Raw genomic sequence first — 18,849 nt, 5'->3', positions numbered from 1 at the left:
GACATTGCTAAGTACAAGTTGCCATTTTTGAGAAGAAATGGCAACTTGTACTTAATTGCAATTAACCTTTATTCAAATGTTTTGCCCGCTCTTAAGCGGGCTTACTATTTTCACTATTTGCTATGTATTTCCTATCGTTGTAATTGAATGCTTATTTTGTCATCAATTAGTGCTAGAATTCGCCAAATTCTATTTTTTGGATGATAAATATATGAAACCAGCCTCTTTTAAACTCTCTTTAATTTCTGCATTCGTAGGGCTGTCATTGGCACAGCTTAGTTATAGTTCTACGGTTCGTGGTGATATAGATTACCAATATTTCCGAGATCTTGCGGAAAATAAAGGAAAATTTTATGTCGGAGCGAAAAATGTTGAAATATTTAATAAGCAAGGTGACAAGATAGGTATTGCTTTAGAAAATATTCCCATGATTGACTTCTCTGTGATTACACGGGGGGGAGGTTATGCAACCCTGACTAAACCACAATATATTGTGAGTGTAGAGCACAACAGAGGCTATCGAACAGTGCAGTTTGGTGATTCTGGTAGTGAAAACCCAGATAATCACCATTTTAATTATCAATTGGTTTCACGCAATGATTATGACCCAAAAGGGAGTAAAGCCATTCAGGGATTTACGCATAATGACTATCAAACGCCTCGTTTGCATAAACTAGTAACAGAAACAGCACCAGCAGAGCAATCCCAAGAGAAAAATTATGATCTGTATCGTGATGCAAGTATTTTTCCAATGTTTATTCGTGCAGGTTCAGGTACACAATACATTTTAGCTGAAAAGAATGCTGTAAAGGAAAAACTTGCGGATCCGTATGCTTACCTAATTGGTGGAACCACATTAAAGTTAACGAGCAATAATGCTAATACCTTTGTTTTTAAAGGCAATGTATTTGATGATAGTTACAGCCCTCTTAGCTCTCATCCACAGCAAGGCGATAGTGGCTCAGGCATGTTTGCATGGGATAATCGTCTGAATCGTTGGGTATATATTGCTACATTACAATCAGGTAATGATGATTTTACCGTGTCAGTTGTAAACCATCCTGAATATGGTGATTTACTAGAGCAAGAAGATACGGCAGGTACTATAAGTGATAGTGGAAAGACTCTCACTTGGACTGCACTTGGAAATAGTAGCAAGATTACGGGGGCCACGGCTGAATTAGTAGTTGATTTAGCTGATACCTCATTGCCTGACCCAACAACAGGTAAGCCACATAAGCCATCTTTACACCATGGGAAAACGCTTAAAATTTCCGGAGATGGAAATACCCTTAATTTAGCTAATAATATTAATCAGGGAGCCGGAGCGCTATATTTTTCAGGTAATGCGGTTGTAACCGGTGCTAATGAAATGACAACGTGGCTTGGGGCTGGGATATCTGTAGATAAAAATAAGAATGTAGAATGGCAAGTTCATAATCCGGTGGGAGATAGATTATCTAAAATTGGAGAAGGAACGCTAACTGTTTCTGGTAAAGGCAAGAATTTAGGATCAATTAGTGTTGGAGATGGCACAGTGATTCTTAACCAACAAGCGGGCGAAAATGGTGAAAAATCTGCATTTAGTGAAGTTGGGATCGTTAGTGGACGACCAACTGTAATTCTAAATAGCGCTGATCAAGTAGATCCTAACAGTATTTATTTTGGTTATCGTGGCGGTCGTTTAGATTTAAACGGTAACAGCTTAACATTTAATCGGATCCAGAATGTCGATGATGGAGCGAGAATTGTTAATAATAATGCTGGTGTTGCTGCGAATATTTCTTTGGTAGGCCAAGTATTTACAGATAATGATGTTCGTACAATTAATTTTGGAGAAGGCTATAATGCTGATCTGTTTCGTAGCCAAGGCGCCTATTTTGTGCTTGAGAACAATGCGTGGAAGTTTATAAGTTGGAATCATGATGATGCTAAAAAGTATGTCGTTGAAAAGAAAAATAAAGCACTAGAAAATCAACTTTATGCTTACAATGGCTATTTTGGCGAATCTGACTCAAGCAGAGAGAACGGAAAGTTAAATATTCACTTCAAGCCTATTAATGCAGGAGGGAAGCTTCTTTTAACTGGGGGAACCGCATTAGATGGGATTTTGTCGGCAGAAAATGATGCTGAAATTATTTTATCCGGTCGCCCGATTCCATATGCGCGCCAAGTTCTTGATGAAAATAAAAAAACAGTTAATAAGGAAATTATAAAAGAAGGCGAATGGATTAATCGAACCTTTAGCGCAACAAGCTTTCAAGCTAAGGATAATGGGAAGATTGAAGTTAGCCGTAATGTAGTTGAAGTAAACGGTAATTTTAATTTGAGTGACAATGCAACAGCACAAGTAGGTTTCACACAAGGGAAATCTCAATCGTGTATTCGTTCAGATCGTACTGGCATAGCAAGTTGTAATTTATCTGTGTTATCTGATAAGGATTTACATAGCTGGCAACGTACTACAGTCAATAGTGATATTAAATTAACTCAGAATGCACGTTTTGAATTAGGTAGTAAGGCTGATCTTATTGGGACAATTGAAAGCAATGGCGATAGCCAAATAAACTTGCAAAATGGTTCTAGTTGGGTAATGACAGGAAACAGCAATGTCAATAAATTGAATGTAGATAATGCGACAATCACTTTAGACAATAATGTGGGGGAGCCAAATACTTTAAATATTAATAGCCTTAGCGGAAGCGGGGTTATTAACTTTATCACTTACTTTGCTCAAACAATAAGTGATTTGATAAATGTAGAGCATGCAAGCGGTGCTTTTAAGGCAAAAATTTCCCAAATTGGTACACCTACTAATGATCAGAAAATCAAATTATTAGAAGCGAAATCAGAGAATAACTTTAATTTTACTTTAGATGACTCTGATATTGTGAGGGGAGATTTTCGTTATACATTAAAAAAAGAGGGGCTAGCTTACTATTTAAGCCCAGAAAAAACAGAAGAGGCTAAAGCAAGAGAAGAAGCAGCACGTAAAGCCGCAGAAGAGGCAGAAAAAGCACGCCTTGCGCAAGAAGAAGCAGCACGTAAAGCTGCAGAAGAGGCAGAAAAAGCTCGTCTGGCGCAAGAAGAAGCTGCACGTAAAGCCGCAGAAGAGGCAGAAAAAGCACGCCTTGCGCAAGAAGAAGCAGCACGTAAAGCTGCAGAAGAGGCAGAAAAAGCTCGTCTGGCGCAAGAAGAAGCTGCACGTAAAGCCGTAGAAGAGGCAGAAAAAGCTCGTCTGGCGCAAGAAGAAGCTGCACGTAAAGCCGCAGAAGAGGCGGAAAAAGCCCGTCTTGCGCAAGAAGAAGCAGCACGTAAAGCTGCAGAAGAGGCAGAAAAAGCTCGTTTGGCGCAAGAAGAAGCAGCACGTAAAGCCGCAGAAGAGGCAGAAAAAGCTCGTTTGGCGCAAGAAGAAGCTGCACGTAAAGCCGCAGAAGAGGCAGAAAAAGCTCGTTTGGCACAAGAAGAAGCTGCACGTAAAGCCGCAGAAGAGGCAGAAAAAGCTCGTCTGGCGCAAGAAGAAGCCGCTCGTAAAGCTGCAGAAGAGGCAGAAAAAGCCCGTCTTGCGCAAGAAGAAGCTGCACGCAAAGCTGCAGAAGAGGCAGAAAAAGCGCGCCTTGCGCAAGAAGAAGCTGCACGTAAAGCTGCAGAAGAAGCGGGAAAAGCTAGAGCTGTATCTCTTAGTTCAGAACTTGCTGCACAAACTAATGCTGTTTTAGGTGTGACTTCTGCATTAGATCTTTTAGTTCGTAAAGATAAAGATGAGCGAGCTAATGTTTGGTCGAAATATGAGTATCAAACAACAAAATATCAGTCTGGAAACAGTGCTTTCAAACAAGATTTCAGCTTGGTACAAGTTGGAGCAGAGAAATATTTGGATGATCATAACCTAGTTATTGGTACTATCTTATCTCAATCCAGAGCGAATAATGATTTTCAGAACTACTATAATGGTAAAGGGGATTTAACTATGCTCTCTTTTTATGGTAAGAAAACATGGGAAAATGGCATTTATGTAGGGGTTGATGGTAGCATTGGGCGTGCGAATAACAAATTAAGCCATCAAAGCCAGACGATAAAACTAGCCAGAAATGTATATTCTTTAGGATTAACGGTAGGTAAAACGTTGGAAGTTGCAAGTTTTAACCTACAACCGTCATTTGGTATGCGCTATCATCATTTAACATCTGCAAATGCCCAATTAGAGAACACAAAATTTGAGACTGATAGGGTAGATCTTTTGGCCATTCAAGCTGGTTTAGCATTAAATAAAACTTTTATATTTAATGAATTAAAGGTAAAACCTGAATTAGGAAGCTATTTTGTTGATGCAAGCCACGGAACACTTAAAACTAAGTTAAATGAATTTTCCTTAAATCAAAATATAGGTCGTTATTTTAAGCAAGAAGTAGGGATTACACTCCACTATAAAGGGGTATCAAGTTCGATACATGCTGGCTTTACAAAAGGAAATACATTGCAAGAACAAAAATTCATTTCACTCAAAGTTGGATATGAGTGGTAAGCTTTATGTAACCTGAAGCTACACTTGAATCGGTTCAAACATAATGTTACTAAAAAAGCCTTGAAACATTGATTTTCAAGGCTTTTTAGGTATCTATAGAACGCTATAGGTTTATGTTTTGGTGGAGCTGGGGGGATTTGAACCCCCGTCCGAAATTTCTCTACCTTCAGTACTACATGTTTAGTCTAGTCTTTAATTTCGCTTATTCACAGCGGACAGACACGCAATGAATAAACTAGCTTTATTTAATTTAGTGTTTCGATCCTAAAGCGGCGGCGTCCACACGATCTCGTTTTGGGTGACTTATCTTTGCCCTCGTCTTACGAGCGGAAGCTGAGGAGATAAGGCTTTAAAGCAGGTTATTAAGCTGCTAAAGCGTATTGTTCGTCGTTTGCGACTATTGTTTTGCGGTTTGTTTACGAGGCCTACCGCACCTCGACATGCACCTTGGGCTTCGCCAATCCCGTCGAATCCAAAATCAGCCCCAAAAGTAGCGTTATTCTAAAGGAAAGCGGTCGAATTTGCAAAAAGTTTTGCAAGTGGCGGAACTTAGCGGTATTGAATAGCTCGAAATAAAATCATACAAATCCCACACCAGATAGATTTAACGCTGTTATAATGTAAACCTTGCTGAGAGTGAAGAGAAATAGAATGAAAAAATTTAACGAAAACGAGATTGAAGATGCTGAAATTATAGATGCCGAGCCGATTGATGTTGATGAGATAGACGAAGAAGAAACATTGGTAGAAGCAATGCATCCGGCTTTGGTTTCCGGCTCAATGCCTGTGCCGCAGGGCAATTTGGATAGCTACATCCGAATGGCAAATCAGTATCCGATTCTCACCGCCGAGCAAGAAAAAGAACTGGCGGAGCGTTATTATTATGATGAAGACGTTGAGGCGGCAAAACAGCTGATCCTTTCACATATGCGGTTTGTGATCCATATTGCTCGTGGCTATTTAGGCTATGGTTTACCGCTGGCAGATCTGATCCAAGAGGGTAATATCGGCTTGATGAAAGCGGTAAAACGGTTTGACCCAAATGTCGGCGTGCGTTTGGTTTCTTTTGCAGTGCATTGGGTGAAAGCGGAAATTCACGAATATGTGCTGAAAAACTGGCGAATTGTGAAAGTCGCAACCACTAAGGCTCAACGTAAATTATTTTTTAATTTACGCAAAAATAAAAACCGCTTGGCGTGGTTTAATGAAGAAGAGATCAAAAAAGTTGCCGATGATTTAGGTGTTTCGGTAGAAGAAGTGCGAGAAATGGAGTCTCGAATGACCGGGCAAGATTTAGGTTTTGACCTGCCTGCCGGTGATGACGATGAAGACAGCTACGCTCCTTCTATGTATATTGAAGATAGTAGCTCCAATTTCGCTGATGACTTGGAAGACGAACAACATAATGGGCAGGCAACCGCTCAACTTGCCTATGCGTTAGCCACCCTTGATGAGCGTAGCCAAGACATCATCAAAACCCGCTGGTTAGATGACAATAAAGCCACACTGCAAGATTTAGCCGATAAATATAACATCTCGGCAGAGCGGGTAAGACAGCTTGAAAATGCTGCATTGAAGAAAATCAAAGAAGCGATTTCATTAGACGACTAGAAACACCTACAAGCGGTGACTTTTTTACTCGCTACGCTCGCACTTCGTGCCGTCGGCAGAGCCGAGGTTCAAACGCAAGCGTTTGTGCAAAATTTTACGCAAAAAGCACCGCTTGTATTTTGACTAAAAATGAGGATACGATGATTAACATTACCGATAAACAAATTGATCCAACATTCTACCAGCGAGCAGATGGCTTTATTAATGTTGCCAACGCACATTTAAAAAACATTGCTCCAAACCAAGTCAGCAATGCGATGTTATTTGGCTGTGCCAGATTTAACGCCTATGTTGCTGCCAGCAAAGCGGAATATAAACAGCAGTTGGTTGATTCCAAAGATGAGGTTATTCAGTATTTTGTGGAGCAATACAAAGAAATGCTCACGGCAAATTTAGAAGAGTATATCCAAAATTTTGAGCGATATATTGAAGGAAAAAAGGCGGATTAATGGAATCTCTCTCCCTTGTGGGAGAGAGACCGAAAAATAGGTCGTTAAGACGTATTTTTCAGAGAGAGGGGGAATGCTACTGAGCCATTTTCTGTGCAATGGCTAAAAAACCATCTGCTGTTTTAAAAATTTCACCGAATCCTTGAGCCTCCAAAATTTGGTCGGAGACTTCACGAAACGCCCCTTCACCACCGGCTTTTTGTAACACCCAATCCGCTTTTTCTTTGATGTAATCGTGGGCGTTACGGGTTGCAATCGCAATGCCACACACCTCAAAAGCCGGTAAATCTAAGGTGTCATCACCAATGTAAGCCGTTTGCTCAGGGGTAACACCGGCTTGCTGCATTAGCTCAAAGCAGGCGGAGCGTTTTTCCATTTTGCCTAACAACGCGAGATCGATTTTCAGCACTTCTAACCGTTTACGGAGCAAAGTCGTATCGCCGCCCGAGAGTACAGCCACCTTAATGCCACAACTTTGTAACATCTTAACGCCTAAACCATCGTGAACGTGGAAACGTTTCATTACTTCGCCTTGGTCGGTGTAGTACATTCCGCCATCGGTTAGCACGCCGTCCACATCGGTAATCACTAATTTAATCTTGGTGAGATCTAACATTTTTTTGCCTCAAATATGGTATGATTTTGCCATTATAGCTTTTTTACCTCCGTTTACCAAAGGAACCGAAATGTCGATTGCCGAGAATTTATCGCAAATCCAACAACAAATTCAGCAAATTTCCCAACAACACCAACGTGATAATGTGCGGCTACTTGCCGTCTCGAAAACCAAGCCGGTAGAAGCCATTCAAGAGGCGATAGAGGGCGGTCAGCGTGCATTTGGTGAGAATTATGTGCAGGAAGCGGTCGAAAAAATCGAATTTTTTGCAAATCGTTCAGACTTGGAATGGCACTTTATTGGTCCGTTACAATCGAATAAAACCAAGCTGGTTGCTACTCATTTTGATTGGATTCAAACGGTGGATAGGCTCAAAATTGCCGAGCGTTTAAGCGAACAACGCCCGATAGGAAAAGCACCGCTTAATGTATTGATTCAAATTAATATCAGCGATGAAGCCTCAAAATCAGGTATTGAGCCGGACGAAATGTTATCTTTAGCCCAAGCGATTTCTCAATTACCGAATTTGAAATTGCGTGGTTTAATGGCAATCCCAAAACCGGAAAGTGAGCCAGAGCAACAAAAAATCGCTTTTTGCAAAATGCAGCAACTTTTTCACCGCTTGCAAGCAGAATTTGAGGGCATTGACACCCTTTCAATGGGAATGTCTGACGATATGCAAGCCGCCATTGAATGCGGTTCTACGATGGTGAGAATCGGCACGGCGATTTTTGGGGCGAGGGATTATGGCTAAAATTTATCGGCATAACAAAGGAATGATTCTGGCAAGCAGTTTTAAATTGTAAAATTTTTGCAAATTTAGACCGCTTGTTTTGTAGCCAAATTCTGAAAAACTCTGTATAATTCGACCTCCAATTTCTAGACTCTCGCCGGTTTTGATGGGCGAGAGTTTTTATTTTCACTCAATAAAAAAAGATATTCCAATGCAAAATGTAGATATTAATAAATTGCGTAACATTGCAATTATTGCTCACGTTGACCACGGTAAAACTACGCTGGTTGATAAACTTTTACAACAATCAGGCACATTTGGCGAAACAAGAGGCGACGTTGATGAGCGTGTAATGGACTCCAACGATTTGGAAAAAGAGCGTGGTATTACCATTCTTGCCAAAAACACAGCGATTAACTGGAACGGCTATCATATCAATATCGTAGATACTCCGGGACACGCTGATTTCGGTGGTGAAGTTGAGCGTGTACTTTCAATGGTCGATTCGGTGCTTTTAGTGGTAGATGCCTTTGACGGTCCGATGCCACAAACCCGTTTCGTTACCCAAAAAGCCTTTGCTCACGGCTTAAAGCCAATCGTAGTGATTAACAAAGTTGACCGTCCGGGTGCTCGTCCTGACTGGGTGGTTGATCAAGTGTTCGATCTCTTCGTAAATTTAGGTGCAACAGACGAGCAATTAGATTTCCCAATCATTTACGCTTCTGCGTTAAACGGCGTGGCTGGTTTAGAACACGAAGAGTTGGCAGAAGATATGACCCCGCTTTATGAAGCGATTGTGAAGCACGTTCAGCCGCCACAAGTGGAATTAGACGCTCCGTTCCAAATGCAGATCTCGCAATTAGACTATAACAACTATGTAGGCGTTATCGGTATCGGTCGTATCAAACGTGGTTCGGTAAAACCTAACCAAGCGGTTACCATTGTCGATAGCGAAGGTAAAACCCGCCAAGGACGTATCGGTCAGGTATTAGGGCATTTAGGTTTACAACGTTTTGAAGCAACAGAGGCATTTGCCGGCGATATCGTAGCGATTACCGGTTTAGGCGAATTAAATATTTCAGATACGATTTGTGATATTAATGCGGTGGAAGCCTTACCTGCATTAAGCGTAGATGAGCCAACGGTAACGATGTTCTTCTGTGTAAATACCTCGCCATTCTGCGGTCAGGAGGGTAAATTTGTCACCTCTCGCCAAATTCTTGAGCGTTTAAACAAAGAGTTAGTTCACAACGTGGCACTTCGTGTAGAAGAAACCCCAAACCCGGACGAATTCCGTGTTTCCGGTCGTGGCGAATTGCATTTATCAGTGTTAATCGAGAATATGCGTCGTGAAGGCTATGAGCTTGCAGTTTCTCGTCCGAAAGTAATTTACCGTGAAGAAAACGGTAAAAAGCAAGAACCGTTTGAACAAGTAACCATTGATATTGAAGAGCAACATCAAGGCTCAGTGATGGAAGCACTCGGTATTCGTAAAGGTGAAGTGCGTGATATGATCCCAGACGGCAAAGGACGTACCCGTTTAGAATATGTGATTCCAAGCCGTGGTTTAATCGGTTTCCGTAATGAATTTATGACAATGACGTCAGGAACCGGCTTACTCTATTCAACTTTCAGCCACTATGACGATGTTAAACCAGGTGAAATCGGTCAGCGTAAAAACGGTGTGTTAATTTCTAACGCAACGGGTAAAGCGTTAGCCTATGCTTTATTCGGCTTACAAGAGCGTGGAAAATTAATGATTGACCACGGTGTTGATGTCTATGAAGGGCAAATTATCGGTATTCACAGCCGTTCAAACGACTTAACCGTAAACTGCTTACAAGGCAAGAAATTAACCAATATGCGTGCATCCGGTAAAGACGATGCCATCGTGTTAACCACACCGGTTCGTTTCTCGTTAGAACAAGCATTAGAGTTTATTGACGACGATGAATTAGTGGAAGTAACACCACAATCGGTGCGTATTCGTAAACGTTTATTAACTGAAAACGACCGTAAACGTGCAAGCCGTACTACAACCAGTACTAGCACGCACTAATTAACGAAAAAGAGCGACTTAGGTCGCTCTTTTGCTTTTAAATTCTTCCTATAAATACAACGCCATCACCACCGCGTTTTCTTTGCCACCGTTTGGGGTCGGGTAATAGTTTTTGCGAATGGTAACCTCATTAAAACCGAGTGAATCGTAGAGTGTTCGGGCAGAATGGTTGGATTCTCGCACTTCGAGCCACAGGGTAGTGAGTTCCCTTTGTTGCAGTTGCAAAATTAATTCGGAAAGTAACCGCTTGCCAATGCCTTTGCCTTGAAAATCAGGAGCAACCGCAATGTTAAATAAGGTTGCCTCATCTAGCACGATATGGCTAATGGCAAAAGCCACAATTTGGTTTTGCTCTACTACTTTTAAATTCAGGTATTTTTCGCCCTGATTATTTAACAATGTCCCCTTTGACCACGGCACTAAATGGGCTTGTTGCTCAATTTCAAATAACCGCTTGAAATCTTCTGCTTGAATTGGTTCAATCACGCTGTTCTCCAAATTGTGCTGAAAAGGTATCCATTTGTTGCCAAAGTTGGCGTTTGTGCGTAGAGTCGGCTAAATCTTGCCAGTCTTTGTTTTTCCAAGCGGTCTGATTAGTAAAATTTTTTGCAATTTTGACCGCTTGTTCTTCAGCTTGAATCAGCCAAAAGATCGGCGAATGCTCGAATACCAAACGTTGCGATTGTTCGCCAGTAAGCCATTGATATTCGCTGTTTTTTAACTTTAAAGCACGCAGAATATCGGCAAAGAGCCGGCTGTGTTGGTGATCTTCCTCACACACCACCACCAATTTTACCGCATTGTTTAGGCGAATTTGGGCATCACCTTTTAGCACTTGGGGCTTGGTTAGCACCCATTGCGAAATCCCCATTTCCTGTAACAGTAAATCACGACGATTCATCTAAAACCTCATCAAATTTTGCAAATAGTATCAAAACTCCGCTTGAACAGAAACTTTTTTCAAAAAATTCAAGATTTCTGTACTTAAATTCGGTATATTCACGCTAAATTTTTTAGATAAGGTAAGAAAATGCTCTCTTTAGAAAGCGAAGTACTTGAACGCCATTTGGCGTTATTTGAAAAAAAGTCGGTGTTATTATTTGGTGATGTGCGAGATGATTTCGCCCGCCAGCTGCAATCTCGTGCGGAAAAGGTTGCGGTATTCAGTAGCTATTTTGATTACGCACGCCACCATAGTGAGGTTGAATTTGGCTTAGAATGTGGTTTGAGTGCCGAGTTAGCGGTGTTTTATTGGACGAAGAACAAGCAGGAATGCCAATTCCAACTGCTACAATGGCTGTCTCAGTGCCAAGCGGGGCAAGAAATGTTAATTATCGGCGAAAACCGAGCTGGTGTTCGTTCGGTAGAAAAACTGCTCGAACCGTTCGGCAGTATCGCCAAAATCGACTCCGCCCGCCGTTGCGGTTTATACCACTTTGAACTGCAAACCGTGCCGACATTCAATTGCAAAAAATTCTGGAAATACTACCGCTTGCAAGACTTAGATGTATTCGCTCTGCCGGCAGTTTTTAGCTCGGCGGAGCTGGATAACGGCACAAAATTATTGCTTTCGACCTTTGACAAAGCAGACAGACTAAAAGGCAAAGTGCTAGATTTAGGCTGTGGGGCTGGTGTGATTGGGGCAACACTCAAACAACAATTTCCGAAAATCAAACTGACGATGAGCGATATTCACGCAATGGCGTTGGAATCTGGCAGACGTACTTTGGCGGAAAATCAGTTAGAGGGGGAAGTGATAGCAAGTGATGTGTTCTCCCACATTAATGAGCGGTTTGATTTAATTGTCTCCAACCCACCATTCCACGATGGGGTCGATACTGCTTATCGTGCAGTGGAGGAGTTGATTTTCCAAGCTAAAAATCACCTAACCAAAGGCGGTGAACTGCGGATTGTTGCAAACGCATTCTTACCTTACCCTGATTTGCTCGATAAAGCCTTCGGCAAACACGACGTGCTGGCAAAATCCACCAAGTTTAAGGTGTATTCCGCAAGAGCATAATAGGCGGAACAAACGGTTATAAAAAAGCCGATATTTGCTTAAAAAAGTGCTTGCTATTTCTGCAGGCTTGACGTAAATTCTGTTCATACTATTTTGGAGTAATGCAATGAATTTAAACTACACTTTACATCACCACCACACTTTAACCTGATATCTTTCGGGCATTTGGTGTGTGCGGAAGATAACTCTTCCGAGCAAGTGTAGCAATCAATAAATATCTCTCGGAAGGCAACTTTCGAGAGATTTTTTATAGATAAAATTTAGGGGTAGATATGACCAACCCAATTGAAATTTACCAAAGCCAAGACGGCAAAACCCAAGTTTCCGTGCAGTTTGACAAGGAAACGGTATGGCTAAGTTTACAGCAAATGGCAGATATTTTTGGACGAGACAAGTCTGTTATTTCTCGGCACTTACGAAATATCTACCAAGAAGGCGAACTGGAGCGTGAGGCAACTGTTGCAAAAAATGCAACAGTTCAAATTGAAGGTGCTAGAGAAGTCGTTCGCCAAGTGGAATTTTATAATCTAGATGCGATTATTTCTGTTGGCTATCGGGTGAATTCCAAAGCTGGCACTCAGTTTCGTATCTGGGCAACTGCTCGCCTAAAAGACTATCTGGTAAAAGGCTATGCTCTCAACGAACGCCGTTTGCAGGAACGAGGTATTGAGTTTGAACAGGTAATTGGCTTGCTCAGTCAAACCCTTGCCAATCAAGCGTTGGTGACGGCAGACGGGCAGGCTGTATTGAACGTTGTGCAAGATTACGCACGCAGTTGGAGTTTGCTCCAAGCCTATGACGAGCAGAGTTTGCAAAATAATCACCAAAAACAAACGGAGATGATTTCTCTCGATATGGCACAAGTTTGGGCAGCGATTGCACAATTAAAACAAACCCTTATCGAAAAAGGCGAGGCAACCGAACTTTTCGGCAATCCTCGTAATGAGGGCTTGGCTTCAGCGGTGGCGACGATTGAACAAGGTTTTGGTGACGAGTTGTTTTACCCGAATGTCGCCAGCCGTGCCGCCAATTTGCTCTATTTCGTAATTAAAAATCACCCACTCACCGATGGCAACAAACGCACTGGCTCATTTTTATTTTTATGGTATTTACGCCTGAACCAGTATTTACTGGCTAAACCGGTGGAACAAATGATTAACGACAATACACTGGTTGCCTTAGCCTTGTTGGTGGCAGAAAGTTTGCCTGAACAAAAAGAACTGATGATTAAACTGATTGAACACTTTATTTTATTAAAAGCATAACAGGAAAAAATATGAGTATTAATATTTCGCCGTTAGTCTCCAAAAATCTCACTGAATGGAAACTATTGTGGCAACAATATTTAGATTTTTATCAAGTGAATTTAGCAGATGATATTATTCAATCAACTTGGCAGAAAGTTTCAGAGAGTGAAAATGTAAAGGGATTTGGGGCTTTTGTTGATAACAGAATGGTTGGTTTTGTTCATATTGTGATTCACCCAAATACTTGGAATTTAACTGAATGCTGTTATTTGGAAGATTTATTTGTTTTACCTGAATATCGCAACCAAGGCATAGGAAAAGAATTAATTGAATATATTTATCGATATGCACAGGAAAAAGGATATAACCGAGTATATTGGGTAACAGATAAAAACAATCATCAAGCACAACAGCTTTATAATAAATTAGCTAATGATAGCGGTATTATTCAATATCGAAAAAATTTCTAAACTATGTATAAATTATACAGGAACACAATATGACAATTTCACAACTTTCCCGCAAAAACATTCAAGCCCTCACACCTTACCAATCGGCACGTCGTTTAGGGGGCAGTGGCGATGTGTGGCTGAACGCCAATGAATATGCCCTTTCGCCGAACTTTGATTTAACCGACCGCACTTTTAACCGCTACCCTGAGCCTCAACCGCAGGCGGTGGTTGAAGGTTACGCCCGATATGCAGGCGTTGCGCCTGAAAATGTGCTGGTGTCTCGTGGGGGCGATGAGAGCATTGAGCTGATTATCCGTGCCTTTTGCGAGGCGAACGACAGTATTCTCTACTGCTCACCGACCTATGGAATGTACGCTGTGAGTGCCGATACCTGTGGCATTGCCACCAAAACCGTGCCTTTAACCGCCGATTTCCAGCTGGATTTAGCCCAAATCAAAGCCAATCTCGAGGGCGTGAAAGTGGTGTTTGTGTGCAGCCCGAACAACCCGACAGGCAACCTGATCAAGCGGTCGGATTTGCTCGAACTTTTGCAAATCACCGCAGGCAAAGCGATTGTGGTGGTGGACGAAGCCTACATCGAATTTTGCCCTGAAGCGAGTTTAGTCGGCGAATTGGCGAACTTCCCACATCTGGCGATTATCCGCACCCTTTCCAAAGCCTTTGCCTTAGCGGGCTTGCGTTGTGGTTTCACCCTTGCCAATGCGGAACTGATTGGCGTGTTACAAAAAGTGATTGCCCCGTATCCACTGCCTGTGCCTGTTTCCGACATCGCCGCCCAAGCCCTTTCGCCACAAGGCATTGAGCAAATGAAAACCCGTGTGGCGGAAGTCATCACCCTACGTGCCGAATTGCAAAAAAATCTAGAAAACTTACCGCTTGTAGAACAAGTTTTTGACAGCGAAGCCAACTACCTCCTATTCAAATGCCAAGACGGACAAAAAGTCTTCAAAGCGCTTTGGGAGCAAGGCATTATTTTGCGTGATCAACACAAAGCGTTAGGATTGCAAAATTGCATTCGGATTACGGTGGGGACGAGAGAGGAGAATTTGAGGGTAATTAAACGTATTGCAGAGCTACGGAGTAGCTCGGATTAAAGAACCCCGTACGGCTCGTACGGGGTGCCTAGGACGAGCCGTCCTAGGCTCGATAAACCCCAGTCGCTTTGCGACTGATACAATGAATACAGGAGAAAAACATGCAACCCACCCTTTTTATCGACCGTGACGGCACCTTGATTGATGAGCCGAAAACCGATTTTCAAATCGACAGCCTTGAAAAGCTGAAATTCGAGAAAAACGTGATTCCTGCTCTGCTCAAACTCAAGGGCAAATACCGTTTTGTGATGGTCTCGAACCAAGACGGCTTGGGAACCAGTTCATTCCCACAGGCAGATTTCGATAAACCGCACAATGCGATGATGGCGTTGTTCAACTCGCAAGGGATTGAATTTGATGATGTGCTGATTTGTCCGCACAAGCCGGAAGATGGCTGCGATTGCCGCAAACCGCACACCAAACTGCTACAAAAATATATCGACCGCCAACTATTCGACCCAGACAACAGCTTTGTGATTGGCGATCGTGCCACCGATGTGCAACTGGCGGAAAACCTTGGTATTCGGGCGTTACAATATCACCCTGAAAAACTGAACTGGGATTTGATTGCCGAAAAACTGCTGAGCGAAGCCGTGACCAACATTGGCGAGCGACCAAAGCGCTTTGCCGAAGTTATCCGTAAAACCAAAGAAACCGACATCAAAGTGCAAGTGTGGCTGGACGAAACGGGCAACAACGAAATCAGCACCGGCGTGGGCTTTTTCGACCATATGCTTGACCAAATCGCCACCCACGGCGGTTTTAGAATGAACATCACCACCAAAGGCGATTTGTGGATTGACGAACATCACACGGTGGAAGACACCGCCCTCGCCCTCGGCACCGCATTAAAACAAGCGATTGGCGACAAACGCGGCATCGCCCGTTTCGGCTTCGTGTTGCCGATGGACGAAAGCCGTGCGGAATGTGCAATGGACTTATCTGGCAGACCCTTCATCAAGTTCAAAGCCGATTTCAAACGTGACAAAGTGGGCGATTTCAGCACCGAACTGACCGAACACTTCTTCCAATCCATCGCCTTCACGATGCTCGCCACCCTACACATCAAGGCAAAAGGCGACAACGACCACCACAAAATCGAAAGCCTGTTCAAAGTCTTCGGCAGAACGCTCAGACAGTGTATTCGTATTGAAGGGAATGAGTTGCCGAGTAGTAAGGGAGTTTTATAATCACCATAGGGGCGGGTCCTGTGCCCGCCCGAAAGTGCGGTTGAAATTTGCAAAGTTTTTGGGGATTTTGACCGCTTGTATTTATGAGGTAACCTTAATGTTATATTTGCAGATTACGAAAAATTTATCGGGATTTTCTGTTTGGGGAAACACAAATGATTTAATGTCTCTAAGAGAGCTGATGGGGAAATTATTAGAAGAAAGTAACTTTTTTAAACATCAAAGATTTATTGATCAACTTTACAGTATTCCTTATGAAATAAGGAAGTCTTATGAAGGTCATAGACATATAGAAAAGCACCTGGATTTTCAAGATAATGAATATTATCTATATGGTTCAGAATGCTTGCTGATACTATTTCTAATTTTAGTATCTATGATGAGAAACTCTATGTCATTTAATAATAATGACAAATACGAATTATCAATAATGTATGCATTAGAATTTCAACTTGAGAAGCAGTTAAGAAAGTATTTTCCTAAGGATTGCGAGGAGATAATAGAGTTGTTACCTGTAATTGCTTCTTTAAATCAAGAAATTTTGTTTGAAAAATTACCAAGTAGAAATTATTTTTTCTTAACATTAAAAACAGTAAAGGAAAAAGAGAAGTTTTTACTTCCTGTGTTAAAGAGTTTTCTTCCTTACTATAAAAATCCTAAATTAGATTTTTCAATTGATGAATATCCTATTGATTTTGAATGGGAATGGTAAGATATAAATAATAGAGACTAAATATGCAACTCATCATCATCGACACAGGCTGTGCCAACCTGTCTTCGGTCAAATTTGCTTTTGACCGTCTTGGCATTCGGGCTGAGATCTCCCGAGATCTCGGTAAAATCCAATCTGCCGATAAATTGCTACTCCCCGGTGTGGGAACGGCAGCGGCGGCGATGGCGATTTTGCACGATCGCCGACTTATTGACACCATTCGCAACGCTACTCAGCCAATGCTTGGCATCTGTTTGGGTATGCAGTTAATGACCGAATTTTCCCACGAAGGCGATGTAGCCACGTTGAACCTGATGCGTGGCAAAACCGAACGCTTGCCTGAATGCGGTTTGCCGTTGCCGCATATGGGCTGGAACAAGGTGCAGTACCAAGCTGACCACCCGCTGTTTCACGGCATTGAGCAAGGCAGCCATTTCTATTTTGTGCATAGCTACGGCGTGCTACCGAATGAAAACACCATCGCCACCTGTGACTACGGCGTGCCGTTTTCCGCTGCCATTGCCAGCCAAAACTTCTACGGCGTACAGTTCCACCCCGAGCGTTCAGGCGAGGCTGGGGCGAAGTTGCTCAGGAATTTTGTGGAGAATGTCTGATTTTGCGATCTTGATCGCAAAGTTTGAAAATAGGGCTTGATTTCTCGCTTTATTTCGACAAAATCACTGTTAATTTAACCAGTAAAAGAAGGTGAGAAATGAACGAAATTAAACTATTTGAAAACAGCCAAATCCGCTCGGTGTGGGATAGCGAAAAAGAAGAGTGGTTTTTCTCGGTGGTAGACATCATCGAAGTGCTGACGCAAAGTAGCAATCCACGCCGTTATTGGAGTGATTTAAAGCGGAAAATCAAGGACGAAGAGGGCGGAATTGAACTGTACGAAAAAATCGTACAGTTGAAATTAAAAGCCCCAGACGGAAAAATGCGGGAAACCGATGCCACGGATTTACAAGGCATTTTCCGTATTATTCAGTCTGTGCCAAGCCCGAAAGCCGAGCCATTGAAAATGTGGTTGGCGGAAGTCGGCAAAGAGCGGATTGATGAGATTATCGATCCTGAATTGACCATTGACCGAGCCTTGGCTACTTACTTGAAAAAGGGTTATTCCCGTGAGTGGATTAACCAACGCTTGCAAGCCATTCAGGTGCGAAAAGAGCTGACGGATACTTGGCAAGATCATGGTGTGCAAGCGGGCAGAGAATTTGCGATTCTCACGAATGAAATCACACAGGCGTGGAGCGGTATGACTACTCGCCAATATAAGGATTTCAAAGGGCTGAAAAAAGAAAGCCTACGAGACAATATGACCACCACCGAGTTGGTGCTGAATATGCTTGCGGAGGCGGCTACCAAAGATATCGCTCAAATCAGCCACCCACAGGGCTTGGAAGAAAATAAAACCGTTGCCAAACGGGGCGGAAATGTTGCAAAAGTGGCTAGAGAAAGTTTGGAAGCAGAGACCGGCAAACCGGTAATTACTCAGCAAAATGCGATTGATTTCGCTGCGGTGATTGAACAAGTGGTGAAACAGGTGAAGAAATAAACATCTATTTCCCCTCTCCCGTTTACGGGAGAGGGAGGAGCAAATCTAAGATTTGCGGAGGGAGAGGGGAATAATATGAGAAAAACAGAAACCCTAAATTTACGACGGAATGCCAAAACTTTACGTTCCAATATGACAGAAGCTGAGCGAGTTTTATGGTATCACTTGCGAGCAAAGCGTTTTTGTGGAATCAAATTTTATCGACAAAAAATCGTGGGAAATTATATTGCAGATTTTCTCTCATTAAATCCTAGATTAATTATTGAGCTGGACGGTTCTCAACACGCCGAGCAAATAGAATATGATCGTATTCGGACAACTTATTTAGAAGAGCAGCAATTTACTGTAATTCGTTTTTGGAATGACGAGGTATTGAGACATATCAATATGGTATTAGAGGTGATATTTGCGGCTATTCACGAAAATATCCCCTTTCCCTCCGAAAATCCTACGGATTTTCTCCACCCAATACTCGCTACGCTCGCTCCTTCGGAGCCGTTGGCAAAGCCAACGTTCAAATGCAAGCATTTGTCCCGAGCGGGCGAGGGGAATATATAACAGG

Annotated in this window: 17 protein-coding genes, 1 other RNA gene and 1 other annotated feature; of the genes, 14 read left to right on the top strand and 4 right to left on the bottom strand. The window is 42.4% G+C overall.

The features are described 5' to 3' along the window. The first annotated feature begins 211 nt into the window (after positions 1-211). On the top strand, positions 212-4,525 hold the full coding sequence (locus tag ACJ7Z2_RS00705; RefSeq protein WP_409500467.1) for a S6 family peptidase: 4,314 nt from the start codon (positions 212-214) through the stop codon (positions 4,523-4,525). Between the two features lie 119 nt (positions 4,526-4,644). On the opposite strand, the gene ssrA is transcribed toward ACJ7Z2_RS00705, so the two are convergent. Further along, positions 4,645-5,011, bottom strand: a transfer-messenger RNA (tmRNA) gene (ssrA, locus tag ACJ7Z2_RS00700). Between the two features lie 165 nt (positions 5,012-5,176). Between ssrA and rpoH the strand changes: the two genes are divergently transcribed. Beyond that, on the top strand, positions 5,177-6,136 hold the full coding sequence (rpoH, locus tag ACJ7Z2_RS00695; RefSeq protein WP_409500466.1) for an RNA polymerase sigma factor RpoH: 960 nt from the start codon (positions 5,177-5,179) through the stop codon (positions 6,134-6,136). A gap of 140 nt (positions 6,137-6,276) precedes the next feature. Further along, positions 6,277-6,585, top strand: coding sequence for a DUF3144 domain-containing protein (locus ACJ7Z2_RS00690; protein WP_154703417.1), 309 nt, complete (start codon positions 6,277-6,279; stop codon positions 6,583-6,585). A 76-nt stretch (positions 6,586-6,661) separates the two neighbouring features. Here ACJ7Z2_RS00690 and ACJ7Z2_RS00685 read toward each other — a convergent pair whose 3' ends face one another. Further along, the gene (locus ACJ7Z2_RS00685) at positions 6,662-7,201 is read right to left on the bottom strand and encodes a KdsC family phosphatase (RefSeq protein WP_409500465.1); all 540 of its coding nucleotides are present in this window, start codon (positions 7,199-7,201) and stop codon (positions 6,662-6,664) included. 70 nt (positions 7,202-7,271) lie between these two features. On the opposite strand from ACJ7Z2_RS00685, the gene ACJ7Z2_RS00680 reads away from it, so the two are divergent. After that, positions 7,272-7,955, top strand: a complete 684-nt coding sequence (locus ACJ7Z2_RS00680) for a YggS family pyridoxal phosphate-dependent enzyme (RefSeq protein ID WP_409500464.1) — start codon at positions 7,272-7,274, stop codon at positions 7,953-7,955. 190 nt (positions 7,956-8,145) lie between these two features. Next, on the top strand, positions 8,146-9,993 hold the full coding sequence (gene typA / locus ACJ7Z2_RS00675; protein WP_409500463.1) for a translational GTPase TypA: 1,848 nt from the start codon (positions 8,146-8,148) through the stop codon (positions 9,991-9,993). 48 nt (positions 9,994-10,041) lie between these two features. Here typA and rimI read toward each other — a convergent pair whose 3' ends face one another. Beyond that, the gene (gene rimI, locus ACJ7Z2_RS00670) at positions 10,042-10,479 is read right to left on the bottom strand and encodes a ribosomal protein S18-alanine N-acetyltransferase (RefSeq protein ID WP_409500462.1); all 438 of its coding nucleotides are present in this window, start codon (positions 10,477-10,479) and stop codon (positions 10,042-10,044) included. After that, positions 10,472-10,894 carry a DNA polymerase III subunit psi gene (locus ACJ7Z2_RS00665; RefSeq protein ID WP_409500461.1) on the bottom strand — a complete coding sequence of 141 codons (423 nt, stop codon included), beginning with the start codon at positions 10,892-10,894 and terminating at the stop codon, positions 10,472-10,474. The genes rimI and ACJ7Z2_RS00665 overlap by 8 nt, the downstream gene beginning before the upstream one ends. A gap of 129 nt (positions 10,895-11,023) precedes the next feature. Between ACJ7Z2_RS00665 and rsmC the strand changes: the two genes are divergently transcribed. The 9 genes from rsmC (at position 11,024) to ACJ7Z2_RS00620 (ending at position 18,845) form a co-directional block, all read left to right on the top strand. Beyond that, entirely contained in the window at positions 11,024-12,013 is a 990-nt protein-coding gene (gene rsmC / locus ACJ7Z2_RS00660; RefSeq protein ID WP_409500460.1) for a 16S rRNA (guanine(1207)-N(2))-methyltransferase RsmC, read from the top strand. Between the two features lie 129 nt (positions 12,014-12,142). Then, positions 12,143-12,264, top strand: a sequence feature (His leader region). 21 nt (positions 12,265-12,285) lie between these two features. After that, positions 12,286-13,278 carry a RhuM family protein gene (gene rhuM / locus ACJ7Z2_RS00655; protein ID WP_409500459.1) on the top strand — a complete coding sequence of 331 codons (993 nt, stop codon included), beginning with the start codon at positions 12,286-12,288 and terminating at the stop codon, positions 13,276-13,278. Between the two features lie 11 nt (positions 13,279-13,289). Next, the gene (locus ACJ7Z2_RS00650) at positions 13,290-13,730 is read left to right on the top strand and encodes a GNAT family N-acetyltransferase (RefSeq protein WP_409500458.1); all 441 of its coding nucleotides are present in this window, start codon (positions 13,290-13,292) and stop codon (positions 13,728-13,730) included. Between the two features lie 29 nt (positions 13,731-13,759). Further along, a complete protein-coding gene (gene hisC / locus ACJ7Z2_RS00645) occupies positions 13,760-14,827 on the top strand; it encodes a histidinol-phosphate transaminase (RefSeq protein WP_409500457.1) in 1,068 nt (355 codons plus the stop codon). A gap of 101 nt (positions 14,828-14,928) precedes the next feature. Then, positions 14,929-16,017, top strand: a complete 1,089-nt coding sequence (hisB, locus tag ACJ7Z2_RS00640) for a bifunctional histidinol-phosphatase/imidazoleglycerol-phosphate dehydratase HisB (RefSeq protein WP_409500456.1) — start codon at positions 14,929-14,931, stop codon at positions 16,015-16,017. Positions 16,018-16,114: 97 nt separating this feature from the next. Then, a complete protein-coding gene (locus ACJ7Z2_RS00635; protein WP_409500455.1) occupies positions 16,115-16,729 on the top strand; it encodes a DUF6904 family protein in 615 nt (204 codons plus the stop codon). A gap of 23 nt (positions 16,730-16,752) precedes the next feature. After that, the gene (gene hisH / locus ACJ7Z2_RS00630) at positions 16,753-17,343 is read left to right on the top strand and encodes an imidazole glycerol phosphate synthase subunit HisH (RefSeq protein WP_409500454.1); all 591 of its coding nucleotides are present in this window, start codon (positions 16,753-16,755) and stop codon (positions 17,341-17,343) included. Positions 17,344-17,441: 98 nt separating this feature from the next. Continuing rightward, entirely contained in the window at positions 17,442-18,287 is an 846-nt protein-coding gene (locus ACJ7Z2_RS00625) for a BRO family protein (protein WP_154703404.1), read from the top strand. Positions 18,288-18,362: 75 nt separating this feature from the next. Further along, entirely contained in the window at positions 18,363-18,845 is a 483-nt protein-coding gene (locus tag ACJ7Z2_RS00620) for an endonuclease domain-containing protein (RefSeq protein WP_409500453.1), read from the top strand. Positions 18,846-18,849: the final 4 nt, after the last annotated feature.

Source organism: Mannheimia glucosida, from assembly GCF_046267875.1.
In the GTDB taxonomy this organism is placed as follows: domain Bacteria; phylum Pseudomonadota; class Gammaproteobacteria; order Enterobacterales; family Pasteurellaceae; genus Mannheimia; species Mannheimia glucosida.
Note: the sequence above shows the minus strand (reverse complement) of the source record. Positions and strands in the feature narration are given on the sequence as shown.